This is a genomic window from Kitasatospora sp. NPDC005856 (assembly GCF_040629945.1).
Lineage (GTDB): Bacteria > Actinomycetota > Actinomycetes > Streptomycetales > Streptomycetaceae > Kitasatospora.
This window is the reverse complement of sequence record NZ_JBEXWT010000017.1, coordinates 1-18,518: the sequence shown is the minus strand read 5'-3', so window position 1 is coordinate 18,518 and position 18,518 is coordinate 1. Positions and strand designations below refer to the sequence as shown.

General features: G+C 74.2%; 17 protein-coding genes. 6 read left to right on the top strand and 11 right to left on the bottom strand.

Going from position 1 to position 18,518, the window contains the following annotated elements:
* Nucleotides 1-25 precede the first annotated feature (25 nt).
* Complete coding sequence (locus ABZ449_RS13330) at nt 26-1,279, bottom strand: MFS transporter (protein ID WP_360344910.1); 1,254 nt, start codon at nt 1,277-1,279, stop codon at nt 26-28.
* Between the two features lie 153 nt (nt 1,280-1,432).
* Here ABZ449_RS13330 and ABZ449_RS13325 point away from each other — a divergent pair, with 153 nt between their 5' ends.
* Both ABZ449_RS13325 and ABZ449_RS13320 read left to right on the top strand, forming a co-directional pair.
* A complete protein-coding gene (locus ABZ449_RS13325; RefSeq protein WP_360344908.1) occupies nt 1,433-2,461 on the top strand; it encodes a LacI family DNA-binding transcriptional regulator in 1,029 nt (342 codons plus the stop codon).
* 163 nt (nt 2,462-2,624) lie between these two features.
* Nucleotides 2,625-5,918: an SdrD B-like domain-containing protein gene (locus tag ABZ449_RS13320; RefSeq protein ID WP_360344906.1), complete on the top strand. Its 3,294-nt coding sequence runs from the start codon at nt 2,625-2,627 to the stop codon at nt 5,916-5,918.
* 424 nt (nt 5,919-6,342) lie between these two features.
* Here the strand turns inward: ABZ449_RS13320 and ABZ449_RS13315 are convergent, their stop codons facing one another.
* The 4 genes from ABZ449_RS13315 to ABZ449_RS13300 form a co-directional block, all read right to left on the bottom strand.
* A complete protein-coding gene (locus ABZ449_RS13315; protein WP_360344904.1) occupies nt 6,343-7,095 on the bottom strand; it encodes a choice-of-anchor P family protein in 753 nt (250 codons plus the stop codon).
* A 215-nt stretch (nt 7,096-7,310) separates the two neighbouring features.
* Nucleotides 7,311-8,678, bottom strand: coding sequence for a glycosyltransferase family 2 protein (locus ABZ449_RS13310; RefSeq protein ID WP_360344902.1), 1,368 nt, complete (start codon nt 8,676-8,678; stop codon nt 7,311-7,313).
* Complete coding sequence (locus ABZ449_RS13305; RefSeq protein WP_360344900.1) at nt 8,675-9,292, bottom strand: archaeosortase/exosortase family protein; 618 nt, start codon at nt 9,290-9,292, stop codon at nt 8,675-8,677. The genes ABZ449_RS13310 and ABZ449_RS13305 overlap by 4 nt, the downstream gene beginning before the upstream one ends.
* Nucleotides 9,293-9,351: 59 nt before the next feature.
* Nucleotides 9,352-9,549 carry a hypothetical protein gene (locus ABZ449_RS13300; RefSeq protein WP_360344898.1) on the bottom strand — a complete coding sequence of 66 codons (198 nt, stop codon included), beginning with the start codon at nt 9,547-9,549 and terminating at the stop codon, nt 9,352-9,354.
* Between the two features lie 370 nt (nt 9,550-9,919).
* Between ABZ449_RS13300 and wecB the strand changes: the two genes are divergently transcribed.
* Together wecB and ABZ449_RS13290 are read left to right on the top strand one after the other, a co-directional pair.
* Nucleotides 9,920-11,146, top strand: coding sequence for a UDP-N-acetylglucosamine 2-epimerase (non-hydrolyzing) (wecB, locus tag ABZ449_RS13295; protein WP_360344896.1), 1,227 nt, complete (start codon nt 9,920-9,922; stop codon nt 11,144-11,146).
* A 164-nt stretch (nt 11,147-11,310) separates the two neighbouring features.
* A complete protein-coding gene (locus tag ABZ449_RS13290; RefSeq protein WP_360344894.1) occupies nt 11,311-12,069 on the top strand; it encodes an alpha/beta fold hydrolase in 759 nt (252 codons plus the stop codon).
* A gap of 99 nt (nt 12,070-12,168) precedes the next feature.
* On the opposite strand, the gene ABZ449_RS13285 is transcribed toward ABZ449_RS13290, so the two are convergent.
* Nucleotides 12,169-12,573, bottom strand: coding sequence for a cupin (locus ABZ449_RS13285; protein WP_360344892.1), 405 nt, complete (start codon nt 12,571-12,573; stop codon nt 12,169-12,171).
* A gap of 218 nt (nt 12,574-12,791) precedes the next feature.
* On the opposite strand from ABZ449_RS13285, the gene ABZ449_RS13280 reads away from it, so the two are divergent.
* Entirely contained in the window at nt 12,792-13,487 is a 696-nt protein-coding gene (locus tag ABZ449_RS13280; protein WP_360345060.1) for a TetR/AcrR family transcriptional regulator, read from the top strand.
* A 64-nt stretch (nt 13,488-13,551) separates the two neighbouring features.
* Here ABZ449_RS13280 and ABZ449_RS13275 read toward each other — a convergent pair whose 3' ends face one another.
* From ABZ449_RS13275 to ABZ449_RS13265, 3 genes are all read right to left on the bottom strand, one after another.
* Nucleotides 13,552-14,304, bottom strand: a complete 753-nt coding sequence (locus tag ABZ449_RS13275) for an SDR family oxidoreductase (RefSeq protein WP_360344890.1) — start codon at nt 14,302-14,304, stop codon at nt 13,552-13,554.
* A gap of 182 nt (nt 14,305-14,486) precedes the next feature.
* Entirely contained in the window at nt 14,487-15,284 is a 798-nt protein-coding gene (locus tag ABZ449_RS13270; protein ID WP_360344888.1) for a metal-dependent hydrolase, read from the bottom strand.
* A gap of 202 nt (nt 15,285-15,486) precedes the next feature.
* Nucleotides 15,487-16,308, bottom strand: coding sequence for a lipase family protein (locus ABZ449_RS13265; protein ID WP_360344886.1), 822 nt, complete (start codon nt 16,306-16,308; stop codon nt 15,487-15,489).
* 260 nt (nt 16,309-16,568) lie between these two features.
* On the opposite strand from ABZ449_RS13265, the gene ABZ449_RS13260 reads away from it, so the two are divergent.
* A complete protein-coding gene (locus ABZ449_RS13260; RefSeq protein WP_360344884.1) occupies nt 16,569-16,799 on the top strand; it encodes a hypothetical protein in 231 nt (76 codons plus the stop codon).
* Nucleotides 16,800-16,940: 141 nt separating this feature from the next.
* On the opposite strand, the gene ABZ449_RS13255 is transcribed toward ABZ449_RS13260, so the two are convergent.
* Together ABZ449_RS13255 and ABZ449_RS13250 are read right to left on the bottom strand one after the other, a co-directional pair.
* Entirely contained in the window at nt 16,941-17,528 is a 588-nt protein-coding gene (locus tag ABZ449_RS13255) for a restriction endonuclease (protein ID WP_360344882.1), read from the bottom strand.
* A 330-nt stretch (nt 17,529-17,858) separates the two neighbouring features.
* Nucleotides 17,859-18,302: an SRPBCC family protein gene (locus ABZ449_RS13250; RefSeq protein ID WP_360344880.1), complete on the bottom strand. Its 444-nt coding sequence runs from the start codon at nt 18,300-18,302 to the stop codon at nt 17,859-17,861.
* Nucleotides 18,303-18,518: the final 216 nt, after the last annotated feature.

The following is an 18,518-nucleotide window of genomic DNA, read 5'->3' as shown; positions in this document are numbered from 1 at the left end:
GGAGGGAAACCTTTCTGGTGGATGGTCACCGGACGCCGCGGATGGGCTTCACGGCGAGCGCGCCGGCCACCGCGAGCGCGGCGGCGAGCAGGAACAGTGGGGTGTAGCCGCCGAGGCCGACCACCGCGGAGGCCACGAAGGGCGCGATGATCTGCGGGCCCGCGTTGGCGATGTTGAGCACGCCCATGTCCCGGGCCGCGTCCTCGGCCTTCGGCAGCACCATGGTGACCAGCGCGGTGTCGACGGCCATGAAGCAGCCGAAGGCCAGGCCGTTCACGGCGGAGAAGACGATCATGCCGGGCCAGGTGGGACTGAGGACCGGGATCAGCAGGGCGACCGCGGAGAGCGCGGCGGACAGGCCGATGAAGAGCTTGCGTCGGTCCAGCCGGTCCGAGAGCACCCCGCCCACGACGGTCGAGACGGCCATCGCGGCCGAGGAGACCGGCGTGAGGATCGCGATCGCCCGCTCGGGCGAGAGGCCGCCGGGCAGGTCGATGTGGTCCTGGAGGATGTAGAGCTGGTAGCCGACGACGGCGAAGTAGCCCAGCACCAGCAGCGCCCGGCCGATGAACGCCCAGCGGAAGTCCGGCTCGCGCAGCACGCCGAGGAAGGCGGCGGCCTGCTCGCGCAGCGGCACGGCCCGCTTGGCGGGCAGCGGCCGCTCCCGGGCGAGACCGCTGAACAGGACGGCGGCCAGCGCGACCAGCAGGCCGAGCACCAGGTAACCGGTGCGGAGGCGGTCGGAGAACGCGGAGGCCAGCAGGACGCCGAGGGTGGAGCCGATCGGCAGGCCGAGCCCGACGGCGGCGGAGGCGGTGCCCCGGCGCGCCGGCGGGACCCGGTCGGGCACCACCGAGGTGAGCGCGGCCTGGTAGAAGTTCATCGCCGCCTGGCCGAGGCACCAGGCGATGCAGACCAGCAGCACCGAGTTCACGCTGCCGAGCAGGGCCATCGTGGCCACCGCGGCCAGGCCGCCGCCCAGGATCCACGGGTTGCGCCGGCCGGAACGGTCGGACAGGGCACCGGCGAACGGGTTGAAGAAGGTGGCGAAGATCGCCGCGACGCCGCTGATCAGGCCGAGGTTGGCCACCTTGGCGGCCGGGTCGAGGTGTTCGACCTGCAATGGGAGCAGCACGCCGCCGACGCCGAGGTAGAGCGCGTACATCGCGGTGTTGCCCGTGAAGAGCAACGGCAGCAGGCCGCGGCCGGCGGACGCCGGGGCCTGCGGGACTGCTGCCGGGACGTCCTGCGGAGCGTCGCCTGCGGGGGAAAGGGCCACATTGCCCTCCAGGGGAAGTGCCCGGCGGGGGGTGGGGGTGCCGGGCAGCGGATCGACATCAGGTTACACGTGTAACGGTTACTCGTGTAACCAGATGTTTAGCAGGGCATTCGGCCAACGGCCAGAGCCGGCCGTGAAAGGATTCGAACCGTTATGAACAGCGACCACGACCTTCCCGGCCCCGCCGCGCCGCCGCCCACCAGCGCCGACGTCGCCAAACTCGCCGGTGTCTCCCGCGCCACGGTCTCCTTCGTGCTCAACAACACGGCCGGCGGCCGGGTCAGCGAGCAGACCCGGGCGAAGGTCCGGGCCGCCGCCGACCGGCTCGGCTACGTCCCGCACGCCGGCGCCCGCTCGCTGCGGGCCGGCCGCACCGGCCTGGTGCTGCTGGTCGGCTCCGACGCACCCATCGGGTCGCTGTTCAGTGGCTTCTACCGGGGACTCCAGGACGCCCTGCCGCGCTACGGCTACACCAGCGTGCTGCTCGGCCCGACCCCGGGCGGCTGGAACGACGCCGCCCGGGCCTGGGCCGAGCTGCGGCCCGCCGCCGTCCTCTGCCTCACCCCCGGGCTCACCCCCGAGGGCGTGCGGACCCTCCACCGCTCCGGCACCCGGGCGGTGTTCACCCTCGGCGTCCCGCCGGTACCCGGCGCGCACGCGCTGATCATGGACCAGCGCGAGGTCGGCGCCGCGGCCGTCGCCCACCTGCTGGAGCGCGGCCGGCGCCGGATCGGCGTCGTGATGCCGGCCGACCCGGGGCTCGCCCTGTTCGCCGGCCCCCGGCTGGCCGGCGCCCGGGCCGCCGCCGCCTCGGCGGGCGTCGGTGTGACGGTCGAACCGCTGCCGCTGGACTACACCGAGGAGTCCGCCGCCGAACTCGCCGACCGCTGCCGGGAGTCGGGCCTGGACGGCCTGTTCGGCTACAACGACGAGTACGCGATGCTCGCCCTGCGCGCCCTGCAGGACGCCGGCCTGGACGTCCCCCGGACGACGGCCCTGGTCGGCGCCGACGACCTGCTGCTGGCCCGGCTGCTGCGGCCGCGGCTGAGCTCCGTCCGGATGCGGCTGCCGGCCGGCGAGGAACTGGCCGCCCTGGTCGACCGCGCGGTCACCGACCCGGACGCGGTCCCGGCCGGCCGGAACCTGATGGCCGTCGAACTGATCGCCCGCGACTCGTCCTAGGGTCCGTCCGGCAAGGATCCGCCGGACAGGCCCCGGGGGCTCCGCGGATCCCGGTCGGCGTACGCGGTGCGGCCGGACGAGCGACCGCCGGGCAGGTGAATCGCCGCGACCGCCCCTCGTGTCGCCGTCCGGCCCGAAGGAGCGATCGGCTGGACTGCGCGCTATGCGTATTCCATTCCGGACCGGGCGGATCGCCTCGGTCCTGGCGCTGGTGGCGGGCTCGCTGCTGAGCAGCAGCGTGCTGGCCCCACCGGCCCAGGCCGCGATCTCCTTCACCAAGAGCGTCGACAAGGCGACCGTCTCCCCGGGGGAGAACGTCACCTACACCCTGCGCTACACCTGCTCCATCACCGAGTGCACGGGCGGGCACATCCTCGACACCCTGCCCTCGAACATGCAGTTCCTCGGCTGGACGCCGGACCCGTCCTCGGTGGACGTGGCCGCCTCCACCGTGCCCGCCGCGGGCGCGATGGGCGGCACGATGGACATCCGGCTGAAGGACCTGAGTCCGGGCACCACCGCCACCGTCACGGTGACGATGAAGTACCCGAACTTCACCACCCCGAACGGCACCACCTCGACCAACTCGGCCACCATGTCGGCCGACGGCGAGCCCACCCAGTCCGCCACTGCCGACACCACCGCCCAGGTGCAGCCGCAGTACACGGTGACCAAGGGCATCCAGACCTCCAGCAGCGACGGACGCACCGTCACCTACCAGTTCAGCGCCTGCGCCACCGACAACGTGCCCAACGTCGACCTGGACACCAGCCGGCTGCTGGACACCCTGCCGCCCGGCGCGGTGGTGGACACCGGCCGCTCGCCGGGCTGGTCCCAGGTGGCGCCCGGCCCCAACACCTGGGGCTACGACATCGGGGCGTTCGTCTCGGGCAACGGGCGCGGCGGCTGCCGCACCCCCGGCGCGCTCGTCGTCCACTACCCCGAGGCCGGCTTCCCGAACGGGACGACCTCCGACAACACCGTGGACCTGCTCGGAGCCCCGCTGACCGAGGCGGAGCGGCAACTCGACACCGCCGGCACCACCACCGGCCAGTTCCAGCCGCCCGTCACCGGCGTCCAGGTGACCGCCAGCAAGACCTGGCAGTCCACCACCACCTCGGGAGACCTCAACTCCTTCAGCCTGTCGGCCACCAACACCTCGGGCCCCGCCACCAGCCTGACCATCACCGACCCCGGCGCCGGCTCGACCGACGGCATCTACAACTGGGTCTTCCCGCAGTCCCTCCAGCTGGAGCCGTGGAACCCCACCTCCATCCAGCTCACCCTGCAGTACCGCCTCAACGGCGACCCCACCTGGCAGACCTTCACCCCGGGCAGCCCGTTCAACGGCTCCACCCCCCGTCGGATCACCTTCGAAGCGGGTGCCGGCGACCCGGCCGACGACGTGCTCGGCATCCCCGCCGGGCGCTGGCTGGACGGCCTCAGGTTCACCTGGAACGGCCCGATCCCCACCGGCTGGAGCCCCGGCAACGCGGTCCAGCTGGTCACCCAGGTCGCCACCCCCGGCCACGACGGACGCCAGGCCCCGGACCCGCTCACCAACTGCGTGGACACCAGCGCCACCGACGGCACCGACACCGCCACGGCCAACGCCTGCGCCCGGACCACCATCACCCAGGCCACCAACCTCGGCGCGGCCAAGACCACCGTCGCCGGCGAGCTCTCGGCGCCCGGCGGCAAGGCCACCTTCCAGGTCATCCCGTACAACCGCAGCGCCCGCGACCTCGACCGGCCGCTCGTCCTCTTCGACGTGCTGCCCGCCGGTGTCGTCTACATCGACGGCTCGGCCCGGCCCGACCCCAACTACCCGGACGCCAAGGCCCCGTCCTCGATCACCGTGACCCCCGGCCCGGACGGCCGGCAGATCCTCCGGATGGAGTGGCCGGCCGGCGCACCGGACTCGACGTACCTGCACGACCCGCTGGCCTACCGGATGCTCTTCGACGTCCAGGTCGCCAGCAGCGTCCGCGCCGGTGACCTGACCAACGACGTCTACGTCACCGTCGACCAGCCCACCCACCCGGTCGCCTGCATGTACGGCGGCTCCGACAGCGGCAGCACCCCCGACGTGCTCGACCTCAACGGCAACGGCGACACCAGCGAACTGCTCTGCCACGCCTCCTCCAAGATCCACGTGGACGCGCCCGCCGTACTGCGCTCCTACAAGGAGGTCAAGGGCGACCTCGACGCCGACTACGTCACCATCGGCACCGCCACCCCCGGCGGCACGACCTCCTGGCGGATGACCGTCCGCAACGACTCCCCCGACCCGGTCACCGACTTCATCGCCTACGACCAGCTCCCCGCCCCGGGCGACAACTACGTGCTCACCCAGGACGCCGCCCGCGGCAGCACCTGGACCCCCTCGCTCAGCCAGCCGATCACCAGCAGCGACCCGACCGTGCTGATCGAGTACACCACCGACCCCAACCCCTGCGTCGAAGCCGTGATCGTCGACCGCACCGGCTGCAACAGCGCGGCGGTCTGGAGCACCACCTTCCCGGGGCCGGGCACGGCCACCTGGTTCCGCATCCACCGCCCCGGCGCGATGGCCCCGGCCGAGTCCTTCACCCTCACCTGGCCGATGGTCGCCTCCTACGACGCCCCCGAAGGCGACTACGCCTGGAACAGCTTCGCCTACACCGCCACCGACAACGCCGGCCGCCAGCTGCTGCCGGCCGAGCCCGCCAAGGTCGGCGTGGCCATCAAGCACGTCGCTCCGTCCGACAACGCGCTGGGCGACTTCGTCTGGCACGACCGGGACGGCTCCGGCGTCCAGAAGCCCGGCGACGAGGGCATCGCCGGGGTCACCGTGCACCTGCTCGACGGCAACGGCCAGCCCATCCGCGACAAGGACGGCAAGCCCGTCACCACCGTCACGGACGCCACCGGCCACTACCTGTTCGACAACCTGCCCGACGGCAGCTACCAGGTCCGGTTCGACCTGACCACCCTCCCCAAGGGCGCCAAGGTCACGGCGAAGGGCGCCGGCACCGACCCGAGCAAGGACTCGGACGCCGACCCGACCACCGGCATCACCCAGACCGTCACCCTCAGCGGCGGACAGCGCGACCTCGACCTCGACATGGGCGTGATCCTCCAGACCACCTCCCCGTCGCCCACCGCCTCGCCGTCGCCGACCTCCTCGCCCAGCCCGAGCCCGACCTCCTCGCCGTCGCCGACCTCCTCGCCCAGCCCGAGCCCGAGTTCGTCGCCGTCGTCCTCCCCCTCACCGACCTCCTCGCCCAGCCCGACGGCCTCCGCGACCCACACCCGCACCCACCCCCACACGCCTCGCCCGTCCGAGAGCGGCGAACTGCCGCACACCGGCGGCTCCTCCCCCGACACCCTCGTCGCGGCGCTCGGCGCCATCGCCCTGCTCGGCGGCGGCACCCTCTGCTTCGTCGCCTACCGCCGACCGGGCCGGCACGGCTGACGCCCGCCCGGACCCCACCCGACACCAGTGGCGCCGCCCCATCGAGGGCGGCGCCACTGGCGCGTTCGGGAGCTGGCCCGGCGCTGCCGACCCGGCGGTGCTGTCCCGGCGGCCTAGTCGAGCTGGGACAGCGTGTCGGTGACCAGCTTGGTGGCGAAGTCCTTGCCGTTGCCGGAGATCCGGTTGATGTACTCGGCGAGCAGGACCGCGGTGGCCTCCAGGGGGTTCATCTCCTCCTTGGTCCACGGCCCGTACTGGGCGGGTGGCGGTGGGACGGGCCCGGTCCCCCACTCCCCGTCACCCGGCGGCGGCATCTCACACATCAGGGTGAGCCCCGGAGGCCGGGTTGACGGCGGTGGATCGAGGGCGGCCGGCCGTGGTCCGCGACGGCCCCGGGCCGACCGCCCTCCCTCCCGTCCCGGCGTCAGACCGTCGACGCGGCGGAGCGGGCGTTGCGGCGACGGACGTAGACGGTGGCCAGGACGCCGGCGAGCACCGCGCCACCGCCCATCCCGGCGACGGACGGGTTGATCATCGGGACGGCGGCCGCGGGCTCCGCCCCACCGCACTGGGCGTGGCCGATGACCAGGTCGGCACCGTTCAGCGACGGCAGCAGGGTGATGTGGACGGCGTTGACGGTCAGCACGCCGTTGGCGTCGGTGGTCTGCTCGTTGAGGACGATCGAGCCGACGAGCGGGATGTCGACCTTGGTGTTGGCCGGGGCATTGGCCTGGAGGTTGACCGGGAGGAGGCCGACGGTGACCGATCCGCCCGCTATCAGGCCGCTGCCGGTGGCCCCGGCGGGAGTGGCGGTGCAGGTCGAGTTGACGCCGGTCAGGGAGACCGAGGCGACACCGAGGTCGAGCCCGAGCTTGTCGACCGTCGCCGAGGCCGACGCGGTGCCGGCGGCCGGGTTCCCGGCGGTGGTCGCGGTGAGCGTGGAGTTGGTGGCGACCGGCCCGACGTTGAGACCGATCAGGGTCTGGGTGCCGCCGGAGGGGTACGTCGACTCGGGCGAGGGCGCCACGGCGACCATCCCGCCCAGTGCCTGCGTGGAGACGACGTAGGCGTCGGCCGTGGGGGCGGGCAGCGCGGCGTGGGCCGGGGAGGCCACGGACAGGACTCCGACGGCGAGCGCGGTGCCGGCGAGGACGCGGTTGCGGGTGCGAGTTCTCACGGGTTGGCCTTTCGGACGGGGGCACGGCGGAGCTGTGCGTCCGCGGTGCGGGGCAGGAAGGGGGGTGGTGCGTCGTGGTGGTGGTGGTCGTGGTGCGTGGGTGTGGTTGTGGCGGTGCGTGGTTGTGGTGGTGCGTGGTGGTGCGTCGACTCCGCCGGCCGGCCGTGGCGTTCGCTTCGGCCACGGCCTCCGCGGCCGGGGAGAAGTCCCGGTGCTCAGGCGGTGGCGATCTCCTGGGCGGCGGGCGCCGGCAGCGGCTCGGCCGTACGGGCCGTCTTGTGCCAGGAGCCCTTGCGTCGCACGATCCGCCAGAAGGCGCGGATCGCGACGAGGTAGGTGGTCGCGGCGTAGACCGCGAGGGCGAGGCCGTAGCCGAGCGCGGCCCGGCGGCTGATCCCCGGTTCGCTGCGGCGCCGGTACAACGGCCCCCAGAGGGCGAACTCGGCGACCCCCACGACCAGGTAGAGCGCGATCAGCGCCGCGCCGCCCTGGCGGAGGAAGGCCAGCACGAATTCGGGGTAGAAGACCGCGTTGTAGCCGAAGGCGGCGATCGGCACGGTGTAGACCACCAGGCCGACGACCTGGAGCCAGGGCTGGACCATGAAGTAGAGGACCTCCAGGAAGCCCGCCGTGGTGAACTCCCGGGAGCGCCAGACCTGCCGCAGGTACGGCGCGCACTGCATCGAGCCCTGCGCCCAGCGGACTCGCTGGGTGATCAACTGCCGTACGTTCCAGAGGGCTTCCTGGTCCACCCAGGCGGTCGTGGTGTAGCCGTTGCGCCAGCCGGCCAGCATCATCCGCAGCCCGAGCTCGAAGTCCTCCAGCAGCGCCCTGCCCCACGGCTCGCCGCCGTCCCGGTCGATCGAGCGCAGCGCGCCGAGCCGGTTGGCCTGGCCGTTGCCGCCCACGTTGACGGTCCGGGTGAGCCGGCGGGTGATCTGGATGGCGGAGATCGGCCCGCGGAACTCGATGTCCTGGAGCCGGGCCAGCAGTCGGGCGAACCGGTTGGCGAGGCGCCCCCGGTGCGGCAGCGGGACCGCCACGTCCCGGTTGGACATCCGAACCTCGACCTGGACGGCGCCGATGGCCGGGTCGCCGAAGAAGGACGCTCCGGCGAAGGTGTCCAGCATCCCCGGGGAGGGCCGTCCGTCGGCGTCCAGGACGATCAGCACGACCCGGTCGGCGTCGGCGTCCTCCGGCAGCCAGGCCTCGAGCGCCCGGTACGCGGCGTTCAGGGCGTCGCCCTTGCCGGTGCGCGCCTGCGGCAGCCGCCGGCCGACCAGGTGGACGGGCCGCCCCTCGGCCGCCCTGGCCCGCACCACCTCGGCGGTCCGGTCCTCGGAGTGGTCGTCGACGACCCAGACCCGGGCCGCGGGGAAGTGCCGGGCTAGGTAGTCCAGGGTGGTGCCGATCACGGCCTCCTCGTCCCGGCAGGGTATGAGGAAGTGCCAGTCGAACCGGCTCGGGTCGCCCGGGGCGTCCGGGCGGGCCCGCAGGAAGTTGCGCACGATCACCGCGACGTAGGCGAGGAAGCCGATTCCCAGCACGAAGGAGAGGGAGACGGACAGGTCGAGCAGGGTCACGGCGCATCGGCCTCCGCGTCGCGGGTGGACGTTCGGGTGATCAGGTGGAGGAAGAGCAGCAGCGCGACCAGGCCGGCGGCCATCATCAGCACCGAGCCGAACAGGACGTGCGTCCAGCCGAACCCCTCGTCGCCGTAGCGGTGTTGCATCGCGACGATCAGCGTCAGCCGGCCCAGGTTGGCCGCGACGACCAGGGCCGCCGCCAGGACGAAACCCAGCAGCACCCTCGCCGGTCCGCGGGTGCCGAACAGCAGCAGGACTCCGGCCAACAGGGCCAGCGGGGCGATCAGCAGGGCGCTGCTGCACCCGGTGGTCAGGGCGATCCCGCGCCCGAACCCGCTCGCGTCGCCGGCGTACAGCACCGGCGCGTCGGGGGACTCCAGCAGCAGGGTCCGCAGGCCGAGCAGGTGGGAGGCGAACCACCGCGCCCCGGCCATCTCGTGGAACCGGTAGGCGCGTTCGCCGGCGACCAGCGCCCCGCACAGGCCCAACAGCAGCGGCCCGGTCACCCCGGCGAGCACCCGGCCGGACAGCGGGGCCCGGCCGTGCCGCAGCAGCGGCGAGCGGGCCGGGCCCGGTGGCCGACCGGGTTGCGGGTACACGTCTGCGGTCACGAGGAAACCCCTTGGGAGGAAGGCGGGTTGACGGAGGACGACTGGACGGGGCGCGGTGGCTACCGGTCCTCGCGCTTCCGGTCGGCCGGCTCGTCCCGGTCGGCGGCCAGCCGGCTGCGCCGCAGCAGGGCGACACCCACCAGCAGCAGGGCCGTGCCGGCCGCGGCCACCAGGCCGAGGCCGGGCGAGCCGGTCGAGGCCAGCACGCCGCCACCGGCCGCCGTCGGGGGAAGGCCGCCGCCTATGGGTCCGTACATGGGTGGTTCCTCTCGTTGCGACCGGGTTGTCCCGATCTTTGCGATCTGGAGCCGTATGTTGCTGGGCCGATCGGATGATCCGAAAGATCCGCCGCGCCCATTCGGGTGGAAATCACCCGTTTGCCGCAACCGGCCGCGCGGGGGCGCCGATGAGCCGGTATCGGCGGGCAACGGCCGCCGCCAAGTCGGCGCGGCGCAGGCGATGTTGATGCACCGGTATACGAACGGCCGCCGGGCACGCCGCAGGCTGCTCGCGGCCCCTTCGGCCAAGTGGGTGAACATTGGTCAGGCCTGGGGATCTTTCTCGCGAATCCCCCCATATCGTCTGCTGATACTTCCCCGACCCACCCCTTCGCCCCTTCGGAGCGCCATGTCCTCGACCGATGTCGCCCTGGTCCTCGGAACCCGGCCGGAGATCGTCAAACTCGCCGGAGTGGCCCGCCTCCTCGGCCCGCAGGCCCGCATCGTCTGGAGCGGCCAGCACTGGGACCCGGCCCTCACCAGCACCTTCTTCACCCAGTACGGCCTGCCCCGCCCGCACCACCTGCTGACCGGCGTCGGCGGCGAGCCGCGCGGCCGTCAGATCGGCCGGATGGTCAGCACGCTGAGCGATCACCTCGCGGCCCGCCCCCCGGCCGCCGTGGTCGTCCAGGGCGACACCAACACCGCCGCCGCGGGCGCCCTGGCCGCGCACTGCGCGGACATACCCGTCGTCCACGTCGAGGCCGGCCTGCGCTCCTTCGACCCCGGCATGCCCGAGGAGGCCAACCGCCGCCTGATCGCGCCGCTCGCCGACCTGCACTGCGCCCCCACCGCGACCGCGGCGGCACACCTGCTGCGCGAGGGGATCGACCCGGAGCGCGTGGTGATCACCGGCAACACCGTCGTCGAGGCAACCCTGGAGACCCTGCCCGCCGACGCCGAGGCCCGCCGCATCGTGGCCGAACACGCCGTCACCCCCGGCGGCTACGTGCTCGCCACCATCCACCGCCCCGAGAACACCGACGACGCCGCGCGGCTCGCCCAGATCCTCGACCAGCTCGCCGCCCTGGACCTACCGGTGCTGCTGCCGCTGCACCCCCGGACCAGGGCCGCCGTCGAGGCGTTCGGCCTGCGCGGCCCGGTCGCGCGGCTGCACCGGATCGAACCGCTGGACCACGCCGGCTTCCTCGCCCTGGCCCGGCACTGCCGCCTGCTGGTGTCCGACTCCGGCGGGATCCAGGAGGAGTGCACCGTGCTCAAGCGCCCGCTCGTGGTGGTGCGCAACTCCACCGAGCGCCCCGAGGCCGTCCGGGCCGGCTTCGCCCGGCTCGCCCGCCCCGGCCACGAACTCGCCCGCGCCCTGCGGGACCTGCTGGCCGACGAGGCCGCCGCCGAACGGCTGGCGCACCTCCCCTCGCCCTACGGCAGCGGGCAGGCGAGCGCGGAGATCGTCGCCGCGGTGCGCAGCCGCTACCTCACACCCGAGCGGCTCCCCGAGCGGCCGGGCCGCTCAGGCCGCTCCGCCGCCCCGGGTCAGGGGTTCCTCGGGGCCAGGATCGGGGACGGCCCCGAGGTGCGGCCGGTGCGTGCACCCCTGGCTTCGCACGGCGGGTGACCGACCGCGTTCCGGTCCCTCGACCTGGATCCCGGCCTCGGCGGCGGCCCGGCCGGTCGGCTCCCCGGCCGGTCGGCGACACACCCGCCGTCACACCGCCGTCACGTTCCCCCTGGATACTCGGAAGGCCCACCGCCCGCGCGCCGTACGACGGAGGACCGCAGATGACCGCCCGCACCGACCGCCCCGCCTTCCTGCTGGTCCACGGAGCCTGGCACGGCGCCTGGTGCTGGGACGCCCTGCGCACCGCGCTCGACGCCGCCGGGTGGCGCTCCCACACCGTGGACCTGCCCAGCTCCGCCGCCCACCCCGACGGCGCCCACCCCGACGGCGCCCGGCCGGCGGGCCTGCTGGAGGACGCCGCCGCGATCCGCGACCGACTGCGGCGGATCGACGGCCCGGTGGTGACGGTCGCCCACTCCTACGGCGGCGCCCCCACCACCGAGGCCATCGCGGGCGCCACCGACGTGGTGCGGGCGGTGTACCTCGCCGCCTTCCAACTGGACGCCGGTGAAAGCGTGTTCTCCTTCCTGGGGGCTCCCGCGCCGAAGGACGACACGGGCCGCACCCCGCCGAACCCCGACGCCCGCCGCATGTACTACACCGACGTCCCCGCCGCCGAGGCCGACCGCGCCGTGGCCCGGCTGACCCCGCAGAACGTCCGGTCCTTCACCCAGCCGGTGGCCACGGCGGGCTGGCGCACCGTCCCCTCCAGCTACATCGTGTGCGAGCACGACCAGGCCCTCGAGCCGGCAAGGCAGCACGAGCTCGCCGCGCGCGCCGACACCGTCCACCGACTGCCCAGCGGCCACGCCCCGTTCCTGTCCATGCCCGGGGAGCTCGCCGTCCTGCTGGGGCGGATCGCCGGCACCGTCCCGCCGCGGGGGCGGGGGGCCGATGCCCGGAGTCGCCGGGGGCGCTGACGGCGGCCCGGGGCGGCCCGCCCCGTCCGACACCGCCCGGCCCGGGCACTCCGACCCACTCCCACCCACCCCGACCCGCCCCACGGCCCCGGCCGTCCGTCACCCGGCCTCGGTGCGCGGCTCCAACCGGGTGCCGCTGCGGAAGGTGATCGACATCAGGTCGCTGGGGGCGTCGAGCTCCAGCCGGTGCCAGCGGCCCCGGGGCACGATCGCGGCGGTGCCCGCCGTCAGCCGCACCACGGAGCCGGTGTCGCCGGGCTCGACCGGGCGCAGGTGGAGCCGGAAGCCTCCGGCCAGGCAGCAGACCGCCTCGTCGGCCTCGGGGTGCATCTCCCACTGGTCGGCGTGGACGTCGGCGTCGCTCTCCACGTGGAAGGTCGCGATCTGCCAGGCCCCGGCATCGCCGCCGGTCATCCGGCGCCCGGCGGCCCGGACCTCGCCGTCGGGGTGGACGTGCAGGGCCGAGGCGAACAGGTCCACGGCCGCGAGCGGAGTGGTCGTCATGAGCGGGTTCCTTCCGGTCGGTTCTCTTCGGGGGTGAGCGGGGCGGTTCGCCCGGGCGCGTCCGGCCGCCGCCGGGGCGGCATCAGGGCGGCCGGCACGTGGCAGGGGCGCCCCGGTAAGTTTTTGTACATGTATAGAAAGTAGCCCCGGACGATCCCCGCTGTCGAGTCCCGGGTGATGATGGAGGCATGCAGCAACCCTCCGCCCCACGGCCGTCCATGCCGCAGCCCGCCGGCTCACAGCCCGCCGGATCGCGTCGCGCCCCGCGCAAGGCCACCGGTCGGCCTCCCCGCATCTCCCGGGAGGAGGTCGTCGGCACGGCGCGCCGGATCGTGGACGAGGAGGGCGTCGAGCGGCTGACCATGCGCCGCCTGGCCACGGAGATCGGCAGCACGCCGATGGCGCTGTACCACCACGTCCGCGACAAGGAGGAGCTGCTCGTCCTGCTGCTGGACGACTACGCCGCGCGGACCCTACGACCGACCGAGCCGCCCGCCGATCCTCGCGAACGGGTCGTCACCGCGGCGGCCGCCATCCACGGGGCACTCGCCGCCTGCCCGTGGATCGTCGAGGTGCTGACCGGGGACAGCCTGATGTCCGCCCACTCCCTGTGGTTCGTCGAGCAGATCGTCGACGGCCTGGTCGCCTGCGGCCTCCCGCCGGAGCGGGCCGTCCAGGGCTACCGCGCGATCTGGTACTACACCGCCGGCGAGATCATGGTCCGCGCCACGGCGGCCCGCCGCCGGCCCGACGACGACCGCCCGACCCACCGGCAGCAGGTCTTCGCCGACCTCGACCAGGAGCGGCTCCCCCGCCTGGCCCAGCTCGCCGACCGCTGGGCACCGCTCACCGCCCAGGACACCTACCGGGACGGCCTGGAGGCGCTGGTGGACGGCCTGCTCGCGGCCCGCTGAGCGGAGCCGGCCCCACGTCCGGCCAGGATCCCGCCCCTCCCCTCCCTCCCGACCGGCACCCGGCCTACTTCCCGACCACGATCCGTCCGACGAGGCCGCTGAGCGCGCGGGGCGCCAGGCGCCGGGCCGTCCAGAGCGCCCGGGTGCCGCGCCCGGGGAAGGCCCACGCCTGTCCGCGCGCCAGCGCGCGGTCCATCGAGTCCAGCACCTGCTCCGGGCTCAACCCCCGTCGCGGACCGAGCAGTTCAGGAGTCGCCAGCCGGATGCGGGCCAGCATCGGGGTCTCCACGGCGGGCGGGCAGACGCACAGCACCCGGATGCCGTCGCCGCGGTGCTCGGCCGCGACGATCTCGGCGAGGAAGTGGACCGCGGCCTTGGCCGCGCCGTACGCGCCGCCCATCGGAACGGGCACCCAGCCGCCGATGGAGCCGAGGAGCACCAGCTCGCCGCCGCCCCGCGCGGCCATCGCCGGCACCACGGCCCGGACCATGTGGAGCGTGCCCCCGTACAGCACGTCCATCAGGCGCAGGGCGTCCGCCGGCTCCGCGTCGAGCAGCCGTCCCATGGTGGCGACGGCGGCGCAGTGCACCAGCCGGCGGGGCGGGCCCAGTTCGCGGCCGATGTCACCGACCACGGCGACGACCGCCGCATGGTCCGTGACATCGCAGACGAACGGGCTCATGCCGGGGGCGAGTTCGGCCAGCGCGTCGAGACCGGCCGCGTCGACGTCGACCGCCGCGACCGCCCAGCCCGCCCGCGCCAGCCGCAGCGCCGCCGCCCGGCCGATCCCGCTGGCGGCACCGGTGACGATCGCCACCTGACCCGGCCTTCCCGGAACTCCCGACTCTCCCGGCTTTCCGTGCACGGACGCCATCTGCCACGCTCCCACGGCTGCGAGGACCGCCGGACTTCCGTTCCCGGCACCGACCGGTACCTACCCGGCCGACGGCCCCCCAACTCCCCTCGCGCGAGGGCCGGTCGGCCCCACCGGTGGCCCCGTCAGCTTCCGAAGAAGCCGAGCGCCCCCGCAGCGCAGACTCCGCCGGCCCCCATGAACACAGGGGTCAGCACCTTGATCTCCACCCAGCTGCCGGCCCGGAACCGCATGCCCTTCGGCGGCCCGATCGGGTACCAGCGCCGACGCCCGATCGGGATCGGCCACAGCACCGGGCAGCCCGAGACGGTCAGCGCGTCGCCCAGGCAGTGCACCAGCGCGCCGAGCGCGATCGGCAGCCCGATCCACAGGTACTGCTGCCCGGGCTCCTCGAACAGCCACTGCGAGCCGTTGCCCGGCTTGTCGAGCACCTCAGCGAGCATCCAGGCGCTGGCCGCCCCCAGCAGCCACACCAGGACGTCGCTGGAGACCCGGGCCTGCCGCCACAGCAGGCCTTCGATCGCCAGCACCATGTGCACGAACAGCACCACCAGCACGCCCCAGCGGCCGCCGTACACGGCCACCGCCGCGGCGCCCGCCCCGCACAGCACCGCCCAGAGCCAGGTGTGCGTCAGCGTCCGGTGCCCGCCCGAACGCCTCGGGTCGCCCTTGCCCCGGGTGGCCTTGTACGCCGCGTACGACAGGTTGTCGATCACCTCGCACAGCGCCCGGGACACCGGCCCGAACGCCCGGGATATCGTCGCCGCCTTGTGGTCCAGGTCCGGCGCCAGCGCCGCCCCCGCGCAGATCAGCGCCCCCGCGAGCAGGACCGGCCAGGGCATCGGCTCCCCCATCCCGGCCGCCACCGCGCCCACCCCCAGCCATGCGGCCGCACCCGACAGCGAATGCGCCGGTCCCATCATGTCCGTACACCACCGATCCTGATCAGCTCGGTCCTCACCGCGAGGACCTGACGTCACGGCAGCCTATCCGTCCAAGATCACCGACCGGGCACACCTCACCCGCCCCTCCCCCCACCTCCCCTCACCCCCTGCCCGCCGGCGCGGCCCGGCCGGGCGAGCCCCCGCCGGCTCCCGCCCGCCGGGCCGTCCGGCGCCCCACCGGTCAGGCCAGGGCCTTCTCCAGCGCGGCGAGGTAGCCGCGCATCATGTGGTCACGGATGCCCTCGCCGTCCGGCGAGAACGCCGCCGCGCCCAGGCCCCTGGCCCGGTCGGTCAGCCCGGCGACCAGTCCGACCTTCTCCTTGATCCGGCCCGAGGAGTCGATGTGCCGCAGCGCCTCGACATGGGTGAAGGCGGGCTCCGGAGGAAGCTCCGGGACGATGTCGTTGCCGTGGACGAACCGGAAGGTGCGCCCTTGCAGGCCCTTGTCGTACGCGGCGGCGAGCAGCCGGTCGCAGGTGCGGGGCTGACCGAAGGTGTAGACGCCGTCGGCCGCCAGCCGGGGATCCTCCAGGTCGAGCCGGGCGGCGACGAGCATGGCCAGGGCACCCCCGAGGCTGTGGCCGGCGAACCAGACCGTCTGGTCGTCCGTCCGCAGGTCGGAGATGGCCTTGGCGACGTCGGGGTAGATCGATTCGAGGGCCTCGGCGAAGCCGTAGTGGACGTAGCCCGTCCGGGCGGGACCGGGCCAGGGCGGGGTGGTCGCGTCCGTGAGCCAGTCACGGATCTGCGCGGGTTCGGTGCCGCGGAACGCCGTGACGATCATGCCGTCGCCGGCCATGGTGTAGGCCTGGGTGTCCTGTAGCGGGAACGGCGGGGTGAACCGCGTCTGGTGGTGCCGTACGGTGTCGAAGCCCCAGGCACGCGCCTGCTCGTCGATGGTGGCCTCGTCCTTGTAGGCGAGGTCGGCGGCCTTCGCCATCCAGTACGCGTGCGGAAGGCTGTAGCCGGTGACGCGCTGGTCGAAGGTGGTGGGCACGGCCATGGGAGGACGCTCCTGTCGGTTCTCGGACGGAACAGCGAATCGGCCTCCAGAGCCCCACCCACACCCACCGCCGGGTGCACAACGCGACGACCTGGTGACCAGGAGTGACGCTACCCCGCATGAAGTTCGTGGGCGACCCGGCCACCCACCCGACCGGCCGGGCCCACCCCCGGCCTTCAGCCGCCCCGGATCTCCCTGCCGGGCGGGGGCACGCCCGGACCCGGGACAATGGTGAACCCGTATGCCACCAGGAGGACGCCGTGAGCGACAGGATCCCGCGTGACCGGCAGGGCCGGTGGCACGGCCGACGAGAGCTCGGCTCCCGCGGGCCCACCAGGATGCCCGCGCACCCCCGGATGCCGCTGCCGGAGGAGGTCGCCGCGCCCGAGGGGTTCGGGCGGCAGCCGTCGGACGACGGTGTCGACGGGCGCGACGGGGCGTCCTCGCCGCCACCGGGCTGCCCGAACCCGCCCGCCGACCCGGCGGAGTAGCGCGGGCCGCCCTCCGCCGACCGTACGGTTCGGTTCCGGCGACCCGTGCGCCGCCGCAGCGTCAGGCGTCCGGCACCGTCCGGCCCGACGCCCGAGCCCGCGTCGCGGCGGCAGCGGGGTCCGCGCGCGGGAAGCCGTGGCTCAGGCCCACGGTGGCCGGCCCCGGCCGTCCGCCCACAGGGCGAGCGCCCGCTGGTCGACGGCGCGGATGCCCACCTGGGTGCAGAACGCGGCGGCGGCCTTGGTGAACGAGCTGGTCGTCACCACGGCGGCCAGGTCGCAGTGGTGGACGTCGCGGTAGGTGCCGTTGACCTTCTGGACGTCCTGGGAGCCGACGGAGGTCCTCGGCCCGTACCGCTTGGCCTGGATGAGGATCCGCTGTCCGGTGGGGGTGGTGGCCAGGACGTCCGCCGCGAGGTCGCCGGCCCCGCCGACCACCTTCACCTTCGTGCAGCCGTCTCGGCGGCACAGGTCCGCCAGCGCGTGCTCGAAGGCCTTCGGGGTCATCGCCAGGAACGGTCCGATGTGCCGCAGCCGGGCGGTCCGCGCCTCCGACTCCCGTTGCCGGGACCGCATCCGCGAGCGGAGTACGGCGACGCCCGCGCCCGCGCCGACGACCAGCGCCGCGGCGACCAGCGCGAGGTGCTGGGCCAGCCAGCGGACCACCAGCGAGACCACGACGACCGCGACCAGCGCGGCGGCCCCCAGCAGCGGCGCGTTCTGCCTCATCCGCCGCACCCGGCGGGCGGTGGTCGACCGACGTCGCCGAACGGAACTGCGGGCCACGGCACTCCCCCTCACGCCACGGTGTTCGGACGAGCCTAGAAGCAGCCGGGTCGGTGCGTCCGCGATCCGGGCGAACTCCCGTGGCCGGACGGCCGAGTTGACCGAATCCCGGGCCATCGGCGGCCGAACCCCGGCCGCTCCGCCGCTCCCCCGCACTCCCCCGCTCCGACCTGCGGCGCCGTACGGGCTCTGCCGTTTCTTGACTACGCCGCACTGCCGAGGCCGCCACCGTCCGCACGGTCGCCGGCCGTGAGCGGACGGACGGGACCCGGCTCAGCTCGGACCGGTCCGCCCCCGCGCGCGTTCCTCGACGTACTCCTTGAACCGTCTCAGGTCCCCCTTCACCCGCTGGTCGACCACTCCCCTGGCCTCGGCGGCGGCCTGCTTCCCCGGACCCTCGGGCCGGAAGTCGACGGCCAGGGTGACCCGGGTGTGGCCCGCGTCGAGCCGCCGGAAGGTCACCACGCCGTTCCGGTCCGTTTCCCCGCCCGCCGTCCGCCAGGCGATCAGTTCCTCGGGTTCCTGGTCGACGGTCTCGGTGTCGAACTCGCGGGTGACGCCGTCGATGCTGGTGCGCCAGTGGTTGTGGCGGGCGTCCAGCCGGGTCACCGAGTCGACGCCCTCCATGAAGCGCGGGAACTCCTCGAAGTGCGTCCACTGCTGGTAGGTGGTGTGCAGGGGGGCGGCCACGTCCACGGACTCCTTCACCGTGTTCATCAGGGCCTCCTCGTACGGTGCGGCCTGCGCGTTTCCGGCCGTACCCTTGGCTTTCCCGTAGGGGCCCGGCGCAACCGTCCGGCCCCGCCACACCGGCCCCACCGGCCCCGGCCGTGCTACGAGCCGACCGGATCCCCGGGCCCGGGGCGCTGCGTGTCGCCCTCGGTCAGGTGTCGGGTCACCGTGTCGAGGTCCGTGCCCAGCCGCTGGGCGGCG